Annotated in this window: 13 protein-coding genes; 9 read left to right on the top strand and 4 right to left on the bottom strand. The window is 73.2% G+C overall.

Annotated elements, in window-relative coordinates:
• Positions 1-360: 360 nt before the first annotated feature.
• Together ACICHK_RS41065 and ACICHK_RS41060 are read right to left on the bottom strand one after the other, a co-directional pair.
• Positions 361-2,793: a Helicase associated domain protein gene (locus ACICHK_RS41065; RefSeq protein WP_406841114.1), complete on the bottom strand. Its 2,433-nt coding sequence runs from the start codon at positions 2,791-2,793 to the stop codon at positions 361-363.
• A 17-nt stretch (positions 2,794-2,810) separates the two neighbouring features.
• A complete protein-coding gene (locus ACICHK_RS41060; protein ID WP_406841462.1) occupies positions 2,811-3,752 on the bottom strand; it encodes an ankyrin repeat domain-containing protein in 942 nt (313 codons plus the stop codon).
• 236 nt (positions 3,753-3,988) lie between these two features.
• On the opposite strand from ACICHK_RS41060, the gene tap reads away from it, so the two are divergent.
• Together tap and tpg are read left to right on the top strand one after the other, a co-directional pair.
• Positions 3,989-6,205 carry a telomere-associated protein Tap gene (gene tap, locus ACICHK_RS41055; protein WP_406841113.1) on the top strand — a complete coding sequence of 739 codons (2,217 nt, stop codon included), beginning with the start codon at positions 3,989-3,991 and terminating at the stop codon, positions 6,203-6,205.
• Positions 6,206-6,216: 11 nt separating this feature from the next.
• Entirely contained in the window at positions 6,217-6,774 is a 558-nt protein-coding gene (tpg, locus tag ACICHK_RS41050; protein ID WP_406841112.1) for a telomere-protecting terminal protein Tpg, read from the top strand.
• Between the two features lie 106 nt (positions 6,775-6,880).
• Here tpg and ACICHK_RS41045 read toward each other — a convergent pair whose 3' ends face one another.
• Both ACICHK_RS41045 and ACICHK_RS41040 read right to left on the bottom strand, forming a co-directional pair.
• Positions 6,881-8,119 carry a hypothetical protein gene (locus ACICHK_RS41045; RefSeq protein ID WP_406841111.1) on the bottom strand — a complete coding sequence of 413 codons (1,239 nt, stop codon included), beginning with the start codon at positions 8,117-8,119 and terminating at the stop codon, positions 6,881-6,883.
• 345 nt (positions 8,120-8,464) lie between these two features.
• On the bottom strand, positions 8,465-8,662 hold the full coding sequence (locus ACICHK_RS41040; RefSeq protein ID WP_406841110.1) for a hypothetical protein: 198 nt from the start codon (positions 8,660-8,662) through the stop codon (positions 8,465-8,467).
• Positions 8,663-9,659: 997 nt separating this feature from the next.
• Here ACICHK_RS41040 and ACICHK_RS41035 point away from each other — a divergent pair.
• From ACICHK_RS41035 to ACICHK_RS41005, 7 genes are all read left to right on the top strand, one after another.
• Complete coding sequence (locus tag ACICHK_RS41035) at positions 9,660-10,751, top strand: DNA-binding protein (protein WP_406841109.1); 1,092 nt, start codon at positions 9,660-9,662, stop codon at positions 10,749-10,751.
• A complete protein-coding gene (locus ACICHK_RS41030) occupies positions 10,738-11,058 on the top strand; it encodes a hypothetical protein (protein ID WP_406841108.1) in 321 nt (106 codons plus the stop codon). The genes ACICHK_RS41035 and ACICHK_RS41030 overlap by 14 nt, the downstream gene beginning before the upstream one ends.
• A gap of 194 nt (positions 11,059-11,252) precedes the next feature.
• A complete protein-coding gene (locus ACICHK_RS41025; RefSeq protein WP_406841107.1) occupies positions 11,253-12,086 on the top strand; it encodes a TnsA-like heteromeric transposase endonuclease subunit in 834 nt (277 codons plus the stop codon).
• Positions 12,083-14,080, top strand: coding sequence for a transposase (locus ACICHK_RS41020; protein WP_406841106.1), 1,998 nt, complete (start codon positions 12,083-12,085; stop codon positions 14,078-14,080). Before ACICHK_RS41025 ends, ACICHK_RS41020 begins: the two co-directional genes overlap by 4 nt.
• Positions 14,081-14,106: 26 nt before the next feature.
• Positions 14,107-16,197, top strand: a complete 2,091-nt coding sequence (locus ACICHK_RS41015) for a transposase (RefSeq protein WP_406841105.1) — start codon at positions 14,107-14,109, stop codon at positions 16,195-16,197.
• Entirely contained in the window at positions 16,194-17,222 is a 1,029-nt protein-coding gene (locus ACICHK_RS41010) for a TniB family NTP-binding protein (RefSeq protein WP_406841104.1), read from the top strand. Before ACICHK_RS41015 ends, ACICHK_RS41010 begins: the two co-directional genes overlap by 4 nt.
• A complete protein-coding gene (locus ACICHK_RS41005; protein WP_406841103.1) occupies positions 17,219-18,133 on the top strand; it encodes a TniQ family protein in 915 nt (304 codons plus the stop codon). The genes ACICHK_RS41010 and ACICHK_RS41005 overlap by 4 nt, the downstream gene beginning before the upstream one ends.
• Positions 18,134-18,288 lie beyond the last annotated feature (155 nt).

The following is an 18,288-nucleotide window of genomic DNA, read 5'->3' as shown; positions in this document are numbered from 1 at the left end:
GGATCTGAGAACGGACATCTCGTGGTCATGAAGAACTACCCCGCCGAGTTCAAGGCGGATGCGGTGGCGCTGGCCGCGAACCGTGATGATACCGAACGGCACCGGCCGGGGCGTCGGGAGCGGGAAAGCGATGGACGACGCCGGGGCCGAAAACGGTACTCGCGTTGATCACCTTGTAGATGCGGATGCGCTGAGCCACGGTGCGGCCTCTCGTACGAGGCGGGAGGGCCCCGTACGGACCCTCCCTGCACCCTTTAGGGCTTTCCCAGGACCCGGCAGACAGCAACAGGCCCCACAGCGCCGCTCAGGCGTCCGTCTCGACCAGGCAGAGAAGGAGGTCTGTCGGGCGACAGGGGCTGCCTACGCCACGGCGGCCGGGACGGCGCCCTCGGTCGTCCAGTCCCCGTCGAACAGCGCGGCGACCAGGTGGGCGTGGGCTTCGGGAAGTCGGCCGTCGCGCTGTTTGGTGCGGGCTTTGGCGAGCCAGGCGCCGAGCTTGACGGTGTCGCCGTCGACGACGATCTCCTCCCGGGCGGCGGGGGCGCGGCCTTCGCGGTGTAGGAAGAGTTCCAGGAGCTGGACGGTCTGCTCGAAGGTGCGGCGGGTGCGGCGGGCGGGGGTGAGCGGGTTGGTGTCGGGGGTGAGGCGGAGGGCGGTCATCAGCTGCTGCTGGCCGGGGGTGAGGGTGGGCCAGGTAGTGAGCTGGCGGTGCAGCCAGGAACCGATCTTCACCCCGGCCAGGACCGTCTCGGGCGTGAGGGTGGCCGGGTCGGCGCCGGTGGCGAGGTGGATGCGCAGCAGGTGGTATTTGCGGTGCCAGTCCGCGCCGTGGGGCAGGCGCCAGTCGGGGGCGAGGGCGGTCAGGTCCTGCGCGCGGGCCGCATCGAGCCGGTCGTGGGCGGCGAGGTGGCGTTGTTCGGCGAGCCAGGCGCCGACGGGGGTGGTGGCCGGGGCGGCAAGGTGGCCGTGGGCGCGGTGGTAGTCGGCGGCGGCGGTGAGGCGGGCGCGCCAGGCGGCGTCGTGCTTGTCCCAGATCATGCCGAGCGCGTCGAGTTCGGCGATCCAGTCGGCTTCGAGGCGGCCGGCTTTCGCTGCGTCGCGCATGGTGGTGATGAACGTGCCGAGTGTGTAGCCGGTGGGGTCGGTGTAGTCGGCGGGGACGTCGAGGTGGCCCATCTCAGCGCGGTAGGACTGAGCGGAGGCGAGGCCGAGGCGGCGGGAGCGGGAGACGCTCTGGTCGCGGGGGTCGAAGGAGATCAGGTCCATCGCCTGGGCGATGCGCTCGGGGTGGACGGTGAAGTCGAAGCTCCAGCGGCGGGCGATGACCTGGCTGCTCTCGCGGGGCAGCCGGTTGGCCTTGTCCGGCAGCCGCTCCATGATGCGGTGGTCGTGGCCGGCCAGCGCGGTCGCGATCGCCCACACCGGCTCGTACGCGGTGCCCAGGATGTTCTCGGCCTCGGCGCCGGGCGGGATGTAGACGGGGACGATCAGGGAGGCGGTCTTGCCGGAGACGTCCAGGCGCAGCGCACGGCCAAGAGCCTGGGCGCAGCGCACGACGCTGCGGGTGGGGTCGGCGAAGACGACCGCGTCCACGCTGGGGATGTCGACGCCCTCGGCGATCAGGCGGGAGTTCGCCAGGATCGCGCAGTCGGCGACGGCGAAGGCGGTGAAAATGTCGCCGCGCTGGGCGGGGGTGTGCTCGCCGTGGGCGAAAAACATCTGCGGGGTGATGCCGGGGACAAGCGCCGGATCGGTTTGGGCCAGCAGGCGCAGGGTGTGCGGGAGTTCGCGGGCAAAGCGGCGGGCGTCGGCGACGAGGTTGAAGTAGACCAGCACCTTCTTCAGGCCGTGCTCGGTCATGGCGCGCAGGACGGACAAGTGCAGGGCGGTGGTGCGCAGCGCACCACCGTCCCCCTCCTCCCCCACGGTGTCCGGGGCCGCGCCCGGGGCGGGCAGGTTCAGGCGGCGGCGCAGGTCGGCGTCGGTCAGCGTGGGCACCACGATGCGGTAGTCCGCGGCGCGCCCGTCCTCCACCGCCTGCGCGAGGGGGTACTCGAACACCTTCTTGCCGTAGACCTGCTCGTTGTCCATGGAGTTGGCGAAGGCGTCCACGTCGGCGGCCGTGTCGCGGCGGCGGCGCAGGCGGCTGGTGTCGGCGGACTCGGCCAGTTCCGGGGCGAGGAAGGTGCGGGGGGTGGCGGTCATGTAGAGGCGGCGGTCCGCGTGGATGCGCTTGGCGTCGTTGATGCGGGACCACTTCTTGTCCGCGCGCCCGGCGATGCGGTGGGCCTCGTCCATGACCGCGAGGTCGAACGCCGGAACCGGATACCGGGTCCTGCGGGTCTTCTCGATCTTGTCCAGGGAGTCGTAGGTGCAGATCACCGTCAGCGCGGGGATCTGGTCCTCCTCGTCGCCGACCACGGACATCAGCGCGGCCAGGGTGCGCGGGTCGGTGGCCGCCATGACGTGCGCGGCCACCAGGTCGTCGCGGCCTTCCACGTCCATGGAGGAGACGATCACCATGTGCTCGAGATGCCCGTCGCGCCGCCAGGCCAGCGCGGTCTGCGCGGCCAGGTCCAGGGTGGGCACGACGAACAGGACGAGGCGCGCGTCGAGTTCGTCCGCCAGCCGGATCGACACCAGCGTCTTTCCGGTGCCCGTCGCCGACACGTACAGCGCACGCGTCCCGGGCCGCCGCAGATGACGCGCCAGCCGCGAGACGGCCTCGGCCTGATCGGGAAAAAGCCGCGACCGCTCGGAGCGGCCGGGGCGTGATAGTTCCACCACAGTCATGACGGCTCTTCTCCGAGTCAGTGACTCCAGTAGTCGCGGCGGGGCAGTTCGACCCACACATCGGGCGGTCCGACCACGGCGCGCCTGTCGTCCAGGCGCAGTCCCGCAAAGGCGCAGGCGTAGGCGACGGCGTTGTGCTGGTAGAGGTACGAGGCCAGCACCTCCTTGGAGGTGTCGTTCTCGTCCGGTCCTCCGCCGGGGTGCAGGTCCCAGCCCTCGATTCGTCCATGGCGGGCGATGCCGCCCTGGTTGCCGCTCTTGGGATTGGCGTAGAGGCCGTAGCAGAGGGTGTCGGCGGACAGGCGGGCCAGCACACCCGGCATCTGCGGCGCATATCCCCAGGGCTGGGTGACCACGCAGCCGCCCGGCACGGACGTCACGCCGACGATCTGCGAGCTCTCGTCCATGTCGTAGGCGGCGTAAAGATCCTCCAGCAGCTCGTTCAGCACTTCGAGGCGTTCGCCGTCCACCACCGGCGCCGCCTGGAGACGGCGCACCGCCTCGGCCGCATCGATGCCGGCCACGCAGGCCAGGCCCGTGCCGTCGTAGTAGAAGTCGCCCAGCGCCGTGGTGAGGCGGTGGGCCTCCTGCGCTGCCGCACGCTCGGCGTCGGTCAGGAAGACCCCTTCCGGTACCGGGAACAGCTCGGGTGTCGGTCCGGCCAGGCTCAGCCGCCCCGGTGACCAGCCGCCGAGCAAGGGCCGCCAGGGATCGGCCCCGGCGGCGGCGAGCGCTCGCGCGTTATCCGGCTTTCTGGACATGACGGCTTCCCACAGGGCCGTCACCCCGTCCTCCAGCGCGTCCACATCCGCAACCCGGCGGGCCAGCTCCGCGACGGCCTGTGGTGAGCCGAACACCGCGGCCCGGTGCAAGGGCCTGCCCCCACTCCAACTCTCCGGATCGGCGCCATCGTCGAGGCGCCGACGGATGTCGTCGGCATCCGTCCAGTCCCAGCCCATCCCGCCCCAGCCTGCCGCCACCGATCCCCCTCGAAGAACACCGCACGACTTTCGCACTGCTTCGTCACGCTCTCACCCGGCACCAGCACAACGGCACGAACCCACGTCGCGCCTGCGCACCATCCAGGCTCAGCAACCGGACCTTATCACCCCGGACCCTATTCGTACGCGGAAAGTACGGTATCCGTACGCTCAATGTACGGTTTATGGGGTAGGGTTGGTATCGGAGGTGTCCCATGTCCGAGCTCTTCGACGCGGTCGACGCGCTGATCGCGTCCCGGTCCCCGCTGCCGCCGCCGGCCGAACGCCGGCGTCTGCGCCAAGCGCACGCCCTGACCCTGGACGAGGTGGCCGCGGCCCTCGATGTTCGGCGGGCGACGATCGGCGGCTGGGAGTCGGGCAAGGCCGAGCCGAGGCCCCCACAACGGGAGGCCTACGCGCGCCTGCTCGCCCAACTCGCCCTCCTCTACCCGGCCGTGGAGAGCGCCGCTCCTGCGGCCCCGCAGCCCGAGGCCCCCGCACCGGAGGCGTCCGGCGCGGCGGGACCGGGCGAGACGGCGACGGGCACGCCCGCCCCCGCCCCCTCCCCCGTTCCGGCCTCCGAGTCCGCCGCCGCCCGGCCTCCTCGTCCGGCGCCTGCTGCCGCGCCGTCCCGTCCGTCCTCGCGGCGCCCGGGCGCGCCGAAGGCCGCTGTCCGTACGCCCGATGCCGGGCCCGGGCACGGACACGGTCCGCTGCTGGTCCTGGACGCCGACGCGGACGGGCAGGTGACCGGCTACGGCGTCGGCGGCCTGCTCCTGGACGTGCCCGCCAAGTCCCTGCCCGCGCTGGTCGAGTGGGCGCTGAGCGAGGCGCAGTTGGGGGCGGAGCGGCTGCACGGGTCGGGCAAGGACGCCGACCCGCTGCTGGTGCTGACCGAGGCTGCGTGTGAGCGCTACGGTCTGCCCGCCCGGCTGCCGGAGTCGGCCAGGCTCGCTGGGCGCCTCCCGGAGGGACACAAGGTCCTCGGCCAGCTCGAGCGCGCCGAGTGGCAGCTCACCAAGCGGGGGTTCGGGCCGTGGGCGCGGATCTACCGTCCCGCGCAGGGGGGCCGCCGCAGTTGCGTGCAATTGTGCATCCCCTCCTGGCACGCCCTGGATGACCGTGCTTGGGGCCATGCCGCGCAGCTTGGTCCGGCGGAGCTCGCCCGGGTGCTGGGCGTGTACGCGCAGCGGGTCGTCACCCCGGTGGGAACCACCGCGGTGACGGGACTTCACCTGATGACGGCGCTCAACCCGCCGACCCGCGCGAGCGAGCCCGACGAGAACGGCAAGCGGCACCGCGAGCCGCGGCCCGGATCGCTGGGAACCGAAGCCCTGGATCCGGCGCCGTGCGAGGCGACCGACGGCCACCCCGTCCTCGCGCACCTGCCCCGCTTCCACGTCCGCGGGCCCGACGAGAAGCTGATGGAGGAGGCCTACGACTGGGCGCGGGAGATGACGGACACCGAGTGCATGCAGCGCTTCCTGGTCGGCATCGACGTGAACCTGGCGTTCGGCGCAGCCGCCAACGGCGCGGTCGTAGGCCTGGCCACTCCCCCGGTGCACGTCGTGCGTCCGGCGTTCGACGCGGCGGTGCCCGGCTCCTGGCTGGTCGACCTCTCCCACGTCGACCCGTCCCGGGTGAAGATCGGCAAGCAGTGGCGCGACCTCGACGGCGACCTGCTGCCCAGCGCGTTCACGCCCACCGGGGAACGCCCCACCGGTCCGGCCTGGTACGCCACCCCGACGGTGGCCTACGCCGTCGAACTCGGCTACGACGTGGCCCCGCTCGAGGGCTGGCTGCGCCACGACAGCGGCCGCTACCTGGACGGCTGGTACAAGCGGCTGCGCGACGCCTACGTCGCCACCATGGCCGATCTGGGCGTGGGCGAGAAACTGGGCCCGCGCGAGTTCCTCGATGCGATGGACGGCTACAAGCAGCGTGACCCGGAACTGGCGATCGTCCTGGACGCGGTGAAGATGACCGTCAAGGGCGGCATCGGCAAGCTGCAGGAGAAGGCACGCGGCGGGGGCTGGAAGCCGGGAAACCCCTGGCCCGCACTGGCCCGCCCGACCTGGCGCCCCGACATCCGCGCCGCCGTCATCTCCCGCGCCCGGATCAATATGCACCGCAAGATGCTCAACCTCGCCGCGGCCACCGGCCGCTACCCCATCGCGGTCCTGTCCGACTGCGCCGTGTACGCCGCCGACGGCCCCAGCCCGCTGGACGTGCTGCCCTACGGCGCCGACGGCAAGACCGTCGCGGGCAGCTTCCGGCTCGGCGTCTCGCCGGGGATGGTCAAGCACGAGGGCACCCAGAGCGTGCTGTGGGGGGCGGAGAAGTCCGAGGAGCTCGGCGGCGACGGCCACGTCGCCAACCTCGCCCGCTACATCAAGACCGGCCGCCCCGACGGCCCCGACACCGGGAAATAGAGGGAGACAGCGTGGTCACCGTCGCGGAAGAACTCGACAAGGCTGTGCAGGGCGCGTTCACCCGCCCGCTGCCCAAGTCCGCCGGGGCGCAGATGCGTTACCTGGTCCGCCAGCACCAGCACAGCACCGCGCGGGTGGCCGACCTCCTCGGCATCAGCCAGCGCACTGTGGAGCGGTACGTCAACAACCAGATCAAAAAGCCGCGACCGCAGCTCGCCAGCCGGCTGGGGGCCGAGGTCCTCGCCCGCTGGCAGCCGCAGATCCGCGCCAGGGCCAAGCAGGCTGCCGCCACCAGCGGCGGCATCATGATCGATGTCCAGGGCCGGTTCGGCTACACCGCCCCGGCCGGCAGCACCGACCAGTCCCGGGTACGCCACCTCACCCTCCCCCTGCCGCCCCACCACGCCGCCCGCCTCTTCCAGGCCCAGCAGGACGGCGCCGACGAGGACGACCTGCGCCAGATCGCCGCCGAAGCACTCGGTGAGGTCTACTTCCGCGACGGTGGCCGCCGCGCCCACGGCCTGGAAGTCCACCTCAAAGACCTGGTCGACCTCCGGTTCGAGCTGTAGGCAAGGCAGTCCGGCATAGACAGGCCCGCCCCGCTTCGGAGTGTGTCAGGGCGGTCCTGACCGGGTTCCGTGCCCAGCATCGGAACCCGGCGCCCGCCGCTGCCTCCTACTTGGGAGGCCGGACTGTGAGATCCACAATCGTGGCATCGTCGGGGAGATCCAGACGAGGCGTGCGGGGGCGCGGGAGCGGCGGGATCGGGCCGCCGGGGAGCAGGCCCTTGGCGCGCAGGACGTGGGCGCGACTGCGGCACCAGGGGGAGCAGAACTCCCGGGGCCGGCCAGCGGAGTCGGGGCAGCGCTGGGTGCATAGGGTGCAGTGGCCCGGGTCGGCAACTGGAGCCAGGCGTTGCAGCAGCAGCCGGACCCGGTCCTGCTGCTCGGGCTTGTACGGCACGTCGTCGGCCGTGCAGCCCTCGAGGAGTTCGGTGAACGCGGCGCGGAAGGCGGCAAGGTCGCGGCGGCAGGCCCCGAGGAGCTCCAGGTACTCCTCCACGGGCCAGGTAGCCAGGGTGGCGGAGCGGGTCAGGTACAGGCCGAGGGTGTCGATCCGGTACTGGTCGGCCGTGTCCAGGAGCAGGTAGCCGGCCAGCTGCCAGGCTTCGCTCTGGCGGAGCGAGCGGGGGTGGCGGGTGCTCTTGAAGTCCAGGAGCAGCCCGTCAACGGCGAGGTCGGCGTCCGCGCTGATCCTGCTGCTGGGGAAGGTGGGGCCGGGCGTGCAATCCTCGGGCCGGGTGCGGGCCCGCAGAGTGTCCAGCGAGCTGTCGGCGGCGGCGTGGAGCTGGGCGACGACGTCGGCCACCATGTCGCGGTGCGGGAGCTGAAGCAGCCGCTCCAGGGTGAAGGCGGCGGGGTCCTGGCGGGCGGTGACGGCCAGCGGGGTGTAGGCGAAGCCGATCGAGGTGCGGTAGTTGACCTGGTACCAGGCCGCGGCGATCAGGAGGCGGGCCAGGTCCTCCTCCTCGTCGTGGGCCCGGTCCATGGGCTGCTCCCGGTCATCGAGGCGCAGGCCGAGCACCGTCTCCTCCAGGCGTGTCAGGAGTTCCTTGCCGACGCGCCCCATCCGCCGGCTCGCGTCGGAGTCGTAGGTGCCGGTGAGGGCGATCCCGGCGCGCGCGGCGGGATCGACGGGCACGGCCGCGGTGAACGCCAGGCGCAGCCGGTAGTCGATCGCGGTGCCGACGTTCCCGGCCTCGGTGCCGACACCGGGGCCCGGCAGCAGAATGTGGTCGCTCTGGTCGAGGGCGCGGAAGCTCCTGCGCAACAGGTGGGCACCGGACGACAGTTCACGGTCCAAAAACCGGCGCAGCGGGGTACGCGGGCAGCGAAGCCCGGAAGTCAGGCTCACGAGGTCACCGCCGGGGCAGCAGGCGCCGTGGGGCGCGATGAAGATGTCACGCCTGGGACGCTAGGCAGCGGCACTGACACGCCGTCCCCCGTAGGGAGTAGCTGTGAGGAGGCTCGGGCGCGGGATTCACCCGCCCGAGGATTCTGGTGGTGCGCCGGTGACGGGCGGCCGGGTACTGCGGCAGCACGTCTCGCTGGTGCTGTCCCGGGCAGGATTGGCATGATGGGGAGGCGACGTCGCTCCTCCGGTCTCCGGGCGGTGGCGGTGCGCACGCGAAGAACCCCCGCGCCTGGAAGCTGAGGGGGCCCTTGCGTTCTTGCGGTTTCGTCTCCTGGCTGCCGGTGGTTACCGGTGCCAGGGGGCGAGCAACTGCCAGGGGATCACCCAGGCGAGCTTGACCGTCCAGTACAGCGCGATCACGACGGCCGTGTAGGTGTCGGCCTTTCGACGCTCGCGTACCGATCGGAACCATTGCCGCAGCACTGTTCTCCACTGCGCCAGGGCGTTCCGCTGACGGTCCTTCTTACGGTGCCCACACCACATGTGAGCGCCTCCCTCCCGTGCCCGTTTGGCCGGGCTGCCGGGGTCCGCGTGTTTCGGACCCGGCCGGATTCCAAATTCACACCCCGGACTGGTGCGGAAGGGTTTCACCGCCAGTTACTCTGGCATACCTCAGCGCCCCCGTCGACGCGGAATGATCCATTCCAAATCCGTCTGACCTGCGGAAACGCGACGGCCGATCGGTCAACTTCCCTACAGGACAAGGGAGTTGGGGAACTGGAAAGATCTTTTTGCAGCTCAGGGGCCTGCGCGGGGTGCGCTCGGCGCCGAAACCTGCCTTCCGGCCGCGTCTGCCGGCAACCCTGCTGGTCAGGCCCTGCCAGCATGCTAGCGGCCCGCCCGAGCAACCTCCATGCCCGCTCGGAAGCAGACCGGCGCCTGGACAGAAACCGATGCACGAGGGCACCTCGCCACGACCCCGCACAGCGGCCCGCCCCACCTGAACTCCGCGCGCTGAGGAGACTATGTGCCCTGCCCGGCGTGCGGGTGAGTTCCTGGCGATCGGGCGTGCCGGCCTCGCCGGGCGTGCCACATTGCTCTGGTCGGCGGGGCGCGGGCGAGGGGTGTCGGTGAGAGCTGTGGATGCAGGTGCGTTGCGGACCGTGCCGCTGGCCGGGGAGCTGACCTCGTCGCTGATCGGGCGGGCCGCGGCCCGCTACGGGCTGGCGGCCGCCGATGTGCTGCGGCTGTGGACGGTGCGCGGCTCCCCCGCCCGGTACGAGGGCGGCGGCGTGCGGGCCGATGCCGAGCTGCTGCTCGACGAGGCCGGACGGCGGGTGCTGGCCGGGCTGTGCGGGGTGGAGCCGACGGTGCTGGCGCGCGCGTTGCCCGCATTCACGGTGGACGACTCCGGGACCGGCGGCGGTGGACAGGCGTCTGGGGCGCAGGCGCGGTGGCGGGCGGCGTCCGCGGTGGCGGGAGAGGCCGCGTTCGGGTGCCGTCTGTGTACCGCGCGGCGTACCGGCCAGGGGTGCGGGCGGTGCGGTACGTGCCGCGCTGGCGGCGGGTGTGCATCCGGCACGGGCGCTGGCTGCTGGACGCGGATGCCGACCAGCCCCTGGAACACCTTGCGTTGCGGCAGCTGCCGGAGGTGGTGGCGGCGCAGCGGCGGTGGGCGAAGGTGGCCAGGCGTGCGGTGGGGGCCGGGGTGGAGCCGGAGCAGGTTTTTGCGCTGGCCCATGCGGTGGTGGCCCGGTGGTGGGATGAGGCCCTGTCCTGGGAGCGGGAGGAGATCTGGCCGCGCCGTCTGCACCGGCTGGCGGGCGGCGACGCGGGGACGGAGTTGGCGTGGTGGCGCATCGTGGGCCGGGACGCGGCGGTCTTTCCCGAAGCCGTGGTGGTCGTGGGGATGCTGCTGGATCCGGCGTCGGCCGATCTGGTCTGGACGTCGAGCGGGGGAATGCGGCCCCGGGCGCGGCGTGAGGACGATCCGTTCTGCCGGCGGCTGGGCGAGCGGGTGGGACGGGCCTGGCTGGGGCCGCTGCTCGCGACCGACCACGGCAGTGTGCTGCACGACTGGACGGGCGCGGTCGTACGCGGTCGCCGCTGGAGCAGCTCGCCGGGACGGCAGGACGATCCGTGGCATCTGAGGAGGAAGCAGCAGCCCGCGACCCTGGCCGGGCAGCTGCGCGTCCTGGCGGCCGAGCAGCGCTCGGGCGGCTTGGGCACCCGGTGGGGGGCCACCGTGTCCGCCGAACACCGCTTCCGCATCACCCAGTTGGTCAAGGAGGCCGGCGAGCAGCTGGTGGAGCTCGGCGGCCGGCACAGCGGCACCACCGCCGAGGTGGCCCGCACCCTGCTGGAACACCTCGGCCGCAGCGCCGAGCTGGTCCAGGAGGCTCTGGCGCACACGGCCGTGGCGGCCGTCACCGCCGGGGTGGCACTGGAGGAGGTCGCCGCGTGGGCCCGCCTGCCCGCCCACGAACTGGCGGAGATCGTGGCCGTGGAGGGGCACGGCGGCTCTGGCGCCGCGGCAGACCGGCTCCGGCTGGGCCGGAGGCGGGTTGGGGACGGATACGCCCGGGGTGCTGACGTGCCTGGGCGGGAAATGGTGGACCGTGGCCAAACGTGATGTGTGGGTGCGTGTCGGGGACGACCTGGTGCGCGGCGACACCGTCGTGGGCGTCACCGTGAGCGATCCGCACTACCACCACGAGACGTTCAAGATCATGCTGAAGGTCACGGGACACCGCGACCACCTGTGGCTCGACTCCGGTGTCCGCGACGACGACCGGGGAGAGGGGCGCGAGCAGGTCAACGCGCTCGCGGATGCCTTCGTCGACGCGCTCGCGCGCGGTGCGGCGATGCCGTCCGGCGCCCTGATCCGGCTCGGTTCGGGCGAGGACGACTCGGGGTGGGTGCTGTCGTCTCTGGGATAGCGGCGAAAGGGATCTTGCCTGCCCGCACACCCCGCGGCCCCAGGACGGGAAAGTGCAGTGGTGTGCACTGACAGCGGCGCGTGCGGGTGTCATTCTGGCCCCGCGCACCCCCAATGACCTGGCAGTGCAGCGTAGTTGGGGTTACCGGCCGGTTCGCCTGCGCGGCGTGGCCGGTAGGGCGTTATGTGGAGTATGTGATCACGGAAAGCGGCCAGGACGGCCCGCAGGACGGCTTACCCGCCCGCGCGGACGGCGCCTGGCGGGTGCCGGAAGACGCTGCGGTGGAGGCGGAGTTCGCCGGGGCGGACGGCCTGCTGGTGCAGCGCCGCTGGGTGGAGGCCGCCGTCGCGGAGCCCTTCGAGCGCCTCGCGCCGGTGGCGGCGTTCCCGGTGGTGCCGGGGCGGCGGTGGGCACCGGGCTGGTGGTGGTCGGCCACCACCGGCCGGCATGTGACGCACGGTTCGCAGGCGATGTGCATGCAGCTGATGCTGCTGGACCGCGATCCGCGCGTGGTGGCTCTGGCGGCGCGGCCGGTGCGGCTGATCTGGCGGGACCCGGACAGCAGGCGGACGCTGAGCTGGGTGCCGCAGCTCTTCGCCCGCTACGGCGACGGAAGCGCCCTGCTCGCCGACTGCCCCGCCACGGCGGAGCCCGCCGCGGGCCGGGCCGCGCGGGCGGCGGCGGTGCTTCAGGCGGCGTGTGCGGCGGTCGGGTTCACCTACCGGCGTCTGATGCCGCCGGATGCGGTGGTGGCGGCGAACGTGCGCTGGCTGGCCGGCTACCGCCATCCCCGCCACCGCGACGCCGGCGGACTCGAGCAGGCGGTCCTCGAAGCGTTCACCACCGCGCGGCCGCTGATGGCCGGGGCCGCGGCCGCGGGCGAGACCCTCACCACGCTGCCGGTGCTCTACCACGCGCTGTGGAGGGGGCATCTGGTGGCGGACCTGGAGCGACCGCTGGGCGAGCACACTCTTGTGGCGCCCGGCCCGGCCGCAGGCGACGGGGAGCAGGAGCGGCACGGCAGGTGAGCAGGCACGAGGTGACCGCCCCCGGCGGGCGGTGTGTGGCAGTGGGCGCTCAGGTCACGTTCGAGGACCGCACCTGGCAGGTGACCGGCGTGGTCGACGGACGGGTGTATCTGGCCGCCGAGGACGGGGCCACCGGGTGCGTGCTGGCCGCCCGCCTGGTGGCCGCCGACGGCTTCGAGTTCCTCGGCCAGAGCGCCCCGCAGATTCCGCCCGCCGCCGCGTGGGCGGAACTGCCGTTGCCTGCCCGGGAGCGGGCGATGGCCTGGCTGCGGCACATCCGGGAGGTCGAGACCGGGTTGCCCGGCGGCCCCGGCAGCGGCGGGGTGCCGAGGCCTGAGTACGACCCGCGCACCTTCACACTCGCCGAGCGGGAGCACGCCAAGGCGAAGGAGCTGGCTGCGCTCGGCTGGACGAAGGTCAGCAAAAGCACGGTGCAGCGGCGGCGTATCGCCTATCACAAGCAGGGGTTGATGGGGCTGGTCGACCAGCGGACGGTGCGCCCCAGATCAACGACCGGGCGCACGGACAGCCGGGTGGTGGCGGCGGTGCTGGAGGCCTCCCAGGAGGTCCGCGGCCGCAAGAGGGCCACGGCGAAGCAGGTGATCGAGCGGGCCGAGCAGATGGTGAGCAGGAGGTACGGGCCGGGGCGGGTGAAGCTGCCAGCCAGGTCGTCGCTATACCGGTTGGTGAAGGCGCTGGAGGATCCGGCCGAACCGCTGGGCAGCCCGGCGCGCACCGCCACCGGCCCGGGCCGGGCGGGCGGCGGGCCGCCTGCACTGCGGCCCGCCGAGCGGGTCCACGTCGCCACCGCTCTCCTCGGCGTCGAGGCGGTGGGCGAGGACGGCTGTGCGGTGGCGGTGTCGGTCACCTGCGCGCTGGACGGGGCCACGGGCTGTGTGCTGGCCGCCGTCCTGCACCCGCAGCAGGCCGCGCCGGTCGAACTGTCCGTGCTGCTGGCCGAGATGGCCGTGCCCCGCACGGCGCGGCCCGGGTGGCATCAGATGCTGCGGGCAGCGCACGAGGCACTGCCGCCGGCGCAGCATCTGATGCCTTTGGAGACGCGCATCGAGGCGGCCGTGGCCCGTCCCGCGGCCCTGCCCCAGACGCTGGTCTTCGACCCGGCGGCGGCCGCCATCACGCCCTGGTTCCTGGCCGTGTGCGAAGGCCTCGGCGTGAGCCTGGAAGCCGCCCCCGCACGGCGGCGCGGCACGCGCAGTGTCGCCGGGGACACGGTGAAGGCGCTCGCCGCGGTGTTCACCCGGCACGCCGCTGGCCTGGCCACCGCGCTGGGTGCTGTGGACTCGCAGGACAGCGCGGGAGGGCAGGCGCAGGCGTTCTTCACTCTGCCGCACCTGCACGATGTGCTGGACGAGTGGATCACCGCCCGCTGGCACACCCGCCCCCAGCAGGTGCTGCGGCACCCGCTGCTGCCCAAGGCGGCCCTTGCCCCGCAGGAGATGTGGCGGGTGCTGCTGGGCGTCACCGGGTCGCTGCCGGTGCCGCTGAGCGGGCAGGACTTCGCCGAGCTGCTGCCGGTGCAGCAGCTGGCGGTCACCGAGTCCGGGATCCGCCTGGGCAGGCGCCGCTACGACCACGCGTGCCTGGATGAGCACCGCGGCCGGGCCCGGCCCACAACGGACGACGGCCGGTGGGAAGTGCACCATCACCCCTACGACATAGGGCAGGTCTACGTCCGGCTGCCCGACGGGCTCCTGCACGAGATCCCCTGGACCGAGCGTGCGCACGCGCTTCGCCCGTTCGACGACGCCGTGCGGCGCCGCACCGGGCAGGTCCTCGCCGCGCGCAGCGGCCCGCCCGGGCATCGGGCACCAGCAGGCGGGGGACCGGGGCAACAGGCCGGCGTGCCCGTACCCGAGCCGGGCGAGCAGGGCCTGATGGCTGATCCGGCACCGGGCGGCACCCGTGCGGTGCCGGACGGCACCGGGCAGGCGGGCACTTTGTGGGACGCGTGCGCGCAGGCCGAGCAGTGGTGAGCGCTCACGCCGGCCGGGGGCGCGCGGTGGCGGCTGCGAGCGGCCGGCAGGTGAGGCTGGGGGCGTATGTGACGTTCCAGGGCTGCACCTGGCAGGTGGCCGCGGTGGCCGGTGCGTCGGTGACGCTGGCCGGCGAGGACGGGCAGACGGCGTCGGTGCTGGCCTCGCTGCTGTTCGCCGACCCGCATTTCACCGTGGTGGGCTCCCTTGGTGCGGGAGTGCGGCAGTGGGGGCTGCTGGAGTCGGTGCCCGAGCGGGAGCGGGAGCGGGCTCTGGCCTGGCAGCGGCACATCCGCGAGATCGAGACCGGGCTGCCCGGCGGCCCGGGCAGCGTGGGGATGCCGCGGCCCGCCTACGACCCGCAGCGCACCTCGATGGCCGAGCGGGAGCAGGCCAAGGCCGACGAACTCACGGCACTGGGCTGGCCGCGGGTCAGCCGGGCCACCGTGCGCCGCATGCGCGCCCGCTACCGCGCGGGCGGCCTCATGGGGCTGATCCCGCGGCGCAAGCCATCGAGTGCGACCGGGCAGGCCGATGAGCGGGTGGTGGCCGCGGTGCTGGAGGCCCTGCGCCGCCAGCGCGGCCGCTCCAAGGGCACGCTGAAGGGGCTGCGGGAGCTGACCGGGCACATCCTGGCCGACGCCCACGGGCCGGGCATGGTGGCGCTGCCCGCGCCGTCGACGTTCAACCGGCTGGCGCGGGTACTGGCCGACCCGCTGGAGCATCCGGGCCGTCCGGCCCGTACCGCACCGGCCGCGCCGGTGCGGCCCTTCACGCCGACGGTGGCGCTGCGGCCGGGCGAGCTGGTGCAGATCGACACCACCCGCCTGGATGTGATGGCCATCGGCGAGGACGGCCGTGCGGTGCGCCCGGAACTGACGATCGCTCTCGAAGTGGCGACCAGGTCGGTGGTGGCGGCCGTGCTGCGCGAGGAGGGCACCAAGGCCGTGGACGCCGCCCTGCTGCTGGCGGAGATGGCCGTCCCCCACCCGGCGCGGCCCGGCTGGGGCGAGCAGCTGCGCCTGGCGCACGCCGCCGTCCCCTACGACCGGCTCCTCGCCCTGGACGCACGGCTTCAGCAAGCGGCGGCGCGGCCGGTGGTGGTGCCGGAGACGATCGTCATCGACCGCGGGGCCATCTTCCTCTCCGCCGCGTTCCTGGCCGCCTGCGAGACCCTGGGGGTGAGCGTGCAGCCCGCGCCGCCGCGCTCCCCCGCCGCCAAGGGCGCCGTCGAGCGGACGTTCGGAAGCATCAACTCGCTGTTCGCGCAGCACGTTGCCGGCTACACCGGCCCCCACGTCCTGGCGCGCGGCGAGGCGGTGCAGGACGAAGCCCGGTTCACGGTGGCGCAGTTGCAGGAGCTGCTGGACGAATGGATCACCGCGTGCTGGCAGCACCGCCCGCACGACGGGCTGCGCCACCCCCTGCTGGCGAAGAAGGCGCTGGCCCCCAACGAGATGTGGGGCGCGCTGCTGGGCGCGTGCGGGTACGTGCCGTGGCCGCTGGGCGGCACCGACTACCTGGAACTGCTGCCGGTGCGCTTCCATCCCGTCACCGGCCGCGGCATCCGCATCAACCACCGCACCTACGACCACGCCGTGCTCAACGAGCACCGCGGACGGCCCTGCCCCGCCCACCCCGGCGGCAGGTGGGAGATCCACCTCAACCCGCACGACGTACGGCAGATCTACATCCGGCTGCCCGACGGATACCTGCACGAGATCCCGTGGATCCACCGCGACCACGTCCACGCCCCCATGGGCGAGACCACCTGGCGCCGCATCCGCGCCGCCCTCAACCGGCGCACCGACCGCGAGGAGCACGAAGCGGCCCTCGCGCAGGCCGCCGACCAGGTTCTGCGCCGCGCCCGTCCCCTGCCCGGCCCCCGCGCACCCGCCCCAGCAACGTCCCGCCTGATGCCGGAAGCAGGCGGGGCGGGCCCGCAGACAGCGGATGACAACGCGCAGACCGGGGGAAGCGGGGACGCCGAGGACCGTCTCGACGCCGTCGACGCCCGCACCCCTGCCGATGACCACAGCCAAACCGGCGGCGGGGAACCCTTGCCGCCGGCCCGATTCGCGCTGTACGACGCCTTCGAGGAGGCCGAGCACTGGTGACCGGCCCCGACACCACGCCCCCCGTCGAGGAAACGTCCGCGCAGGCAGTCACCACCTTCGATGCCTTCGCCCGCTTCGCACACGCCCCACTGCCCACGCCGCCGCAGCCCGGCCAGACGCCGCGCTCGCTGGAGGAACGCCTGGCTTACCACTCGCGGTTCGTCACCGTGCGCACCCCGGTCATCGAGAACCTCTCGCGCAGTGTGCGCACCCTGATGATCCTGGGCCGCCACCAGCAGGTGACCGCCCGCCCGTCGCTGATCGTCACCGGCCCGGCCACCACCGGCAAGACCACCGCGCTGCTCGAGGTCGGCCGCACCTGCCACCTGGCCCACACCCGCCGCGCCCACCCCGGCGACGACAGCGTGCCCGTCGCGTATGTGCTGGTGCCGCCGGGCGCCACGGCCAAGACCCTGGCCGGGGAGTTCGCCCGCTTCCTCGGTATCCCCCTCACCACCCGCATGACCACCGCACAGATCACCACGGCTGTCTGCCACACCTACACCGCGGCCGGGGTCAAGCTCGTACTGATCGACGAGATCCACCGCCTCAACCCGCGCACCTCCACCGGCGCGGAGGCCGCCGACTGGCTCAAAGACCTCACCGAACGCGTACCCGCCACCTTCGTCTACGCGGGCATCGACGTCACCGCCGGCACGGTGTTCACCGGGGTGCGCGGTGCACAGCTGGCCGGGCGCGCCTGTCTGATCGACTGCGGGGCGCTGCCCGCCCGCGCCCGCGGCCAAGAACCGTTCCGCGAGCTGATCGCCGCCCTGGAAGCGGCCCTGGACCTGACCGCCCACCGCACCGGGAGCCTGCCCAGGCTGGCTCCCTACCTGCACGAGCGGACCGCCGGACGGATCGGCAGCCTGGCCCGCTTGATCCGCCAGGCCGCCATCGAAGCCATCCTGGACGCCAGCGAACGCATCACCAAAACACTGCTGGACTCCATTGCACTGGACCACCTCGCCGAGGAGCACTACCGGCCCCGCACCCCCGCCCGCCGCACCCCCGGCAGCCGGTGACCACCCCCACCGCGAGCCGCCCCGCCGTGCCAGCCGCAGCCATGTGGCCCACCCCGCCCGGCGCACTGCGCGTGCGGCCGCTGCCCCGCGAGGACACCGCCTCCTACCTCACCCGCCTCGCCGCCGCCTACCACCTCAGTGCCGCCCAGCTCCTGGACGGCCTGCACATCACCACCACCGGCACCCCCGCCGCCCCGCCCGCCACCGAAATCCACCTCAGCAACGAAGCCGCCCGCCGCCTGTCCCGCTTCACCCGCATCCCGCCCGCACACCTCGACCGCGCCCTGGCCCGCCGGCCCCCGCCCGCCGCCATCGGCACGGCCCGCACCGCCACCGCCCGCTGGCAGCCCGCCCAGCCCGCGGTGCAGCCGCTGCCCGCGTGCACCGCCTGCACCGCTCACCGCAGCCCGCACAAAGCCGTCCCCGCATGGATCCACCCGGCACCCAGCCTGCCCCGGGCCCTCATCTGCACCCGCCACCAGCAAGCCTCAAGCGACCCCAGACAGCGCACCCCCCTCACGATCAGCGCTGTCCCCGAACTCACCCGTGCCCCGCTCACCACCCGCCGCCCACCCACGGCGTCCTCCCTGAGCTGGGCATCGACGATCACCACACGCTGGTACGACCACCGCCAACACCTGCACCAGCGCTGGCACACCCGCCTGCACCGGCTCACCACCACCAACCCCCATCTCCCGCAGGGCCCGGCCTCACCCGCCCTGACCTGCCGGAACCTGATCACCTACCCCGAAACCCTCACCCTCGCCACAGCCCTCGACCGCCTGCCCCCGCGCCCCCTGACACCCACCGAGCAGACCGCCTTCCTCCACGACCTCGCCCGCCGCCTCCACCTGCCCCGCCTCGCACCCGCCAGCCACGACCTGCTCCACCAACGCCTCACCGCCCGCTGAACGCCCCCCTTGCCGCCCCAGCACACAACCGGCCCCGCACCGCTACCCACAGGCGCGCCAACCACACTGAGCAATAACCGCCGCCCCACCCAGCCCGCTGCGCAACACCAAACGGCCAGCTCAGCCCACGTACCACCCGTCACCGACCCCGCAGC

It is taken from the genome of Streptomyces sp. AHU1 (assembly GCF_045343905.1).
Taxonomy (GTDB): domain Bacteria; phylum Actinomycetota; class Actinomycetes; order Streptomycetales; family Streptomycetaceae; genus Streptomyces; species Streptomyces triticiradicis.
This window is presented reverse-complemented; position numbering and strand designations above follow the sequence as displayed.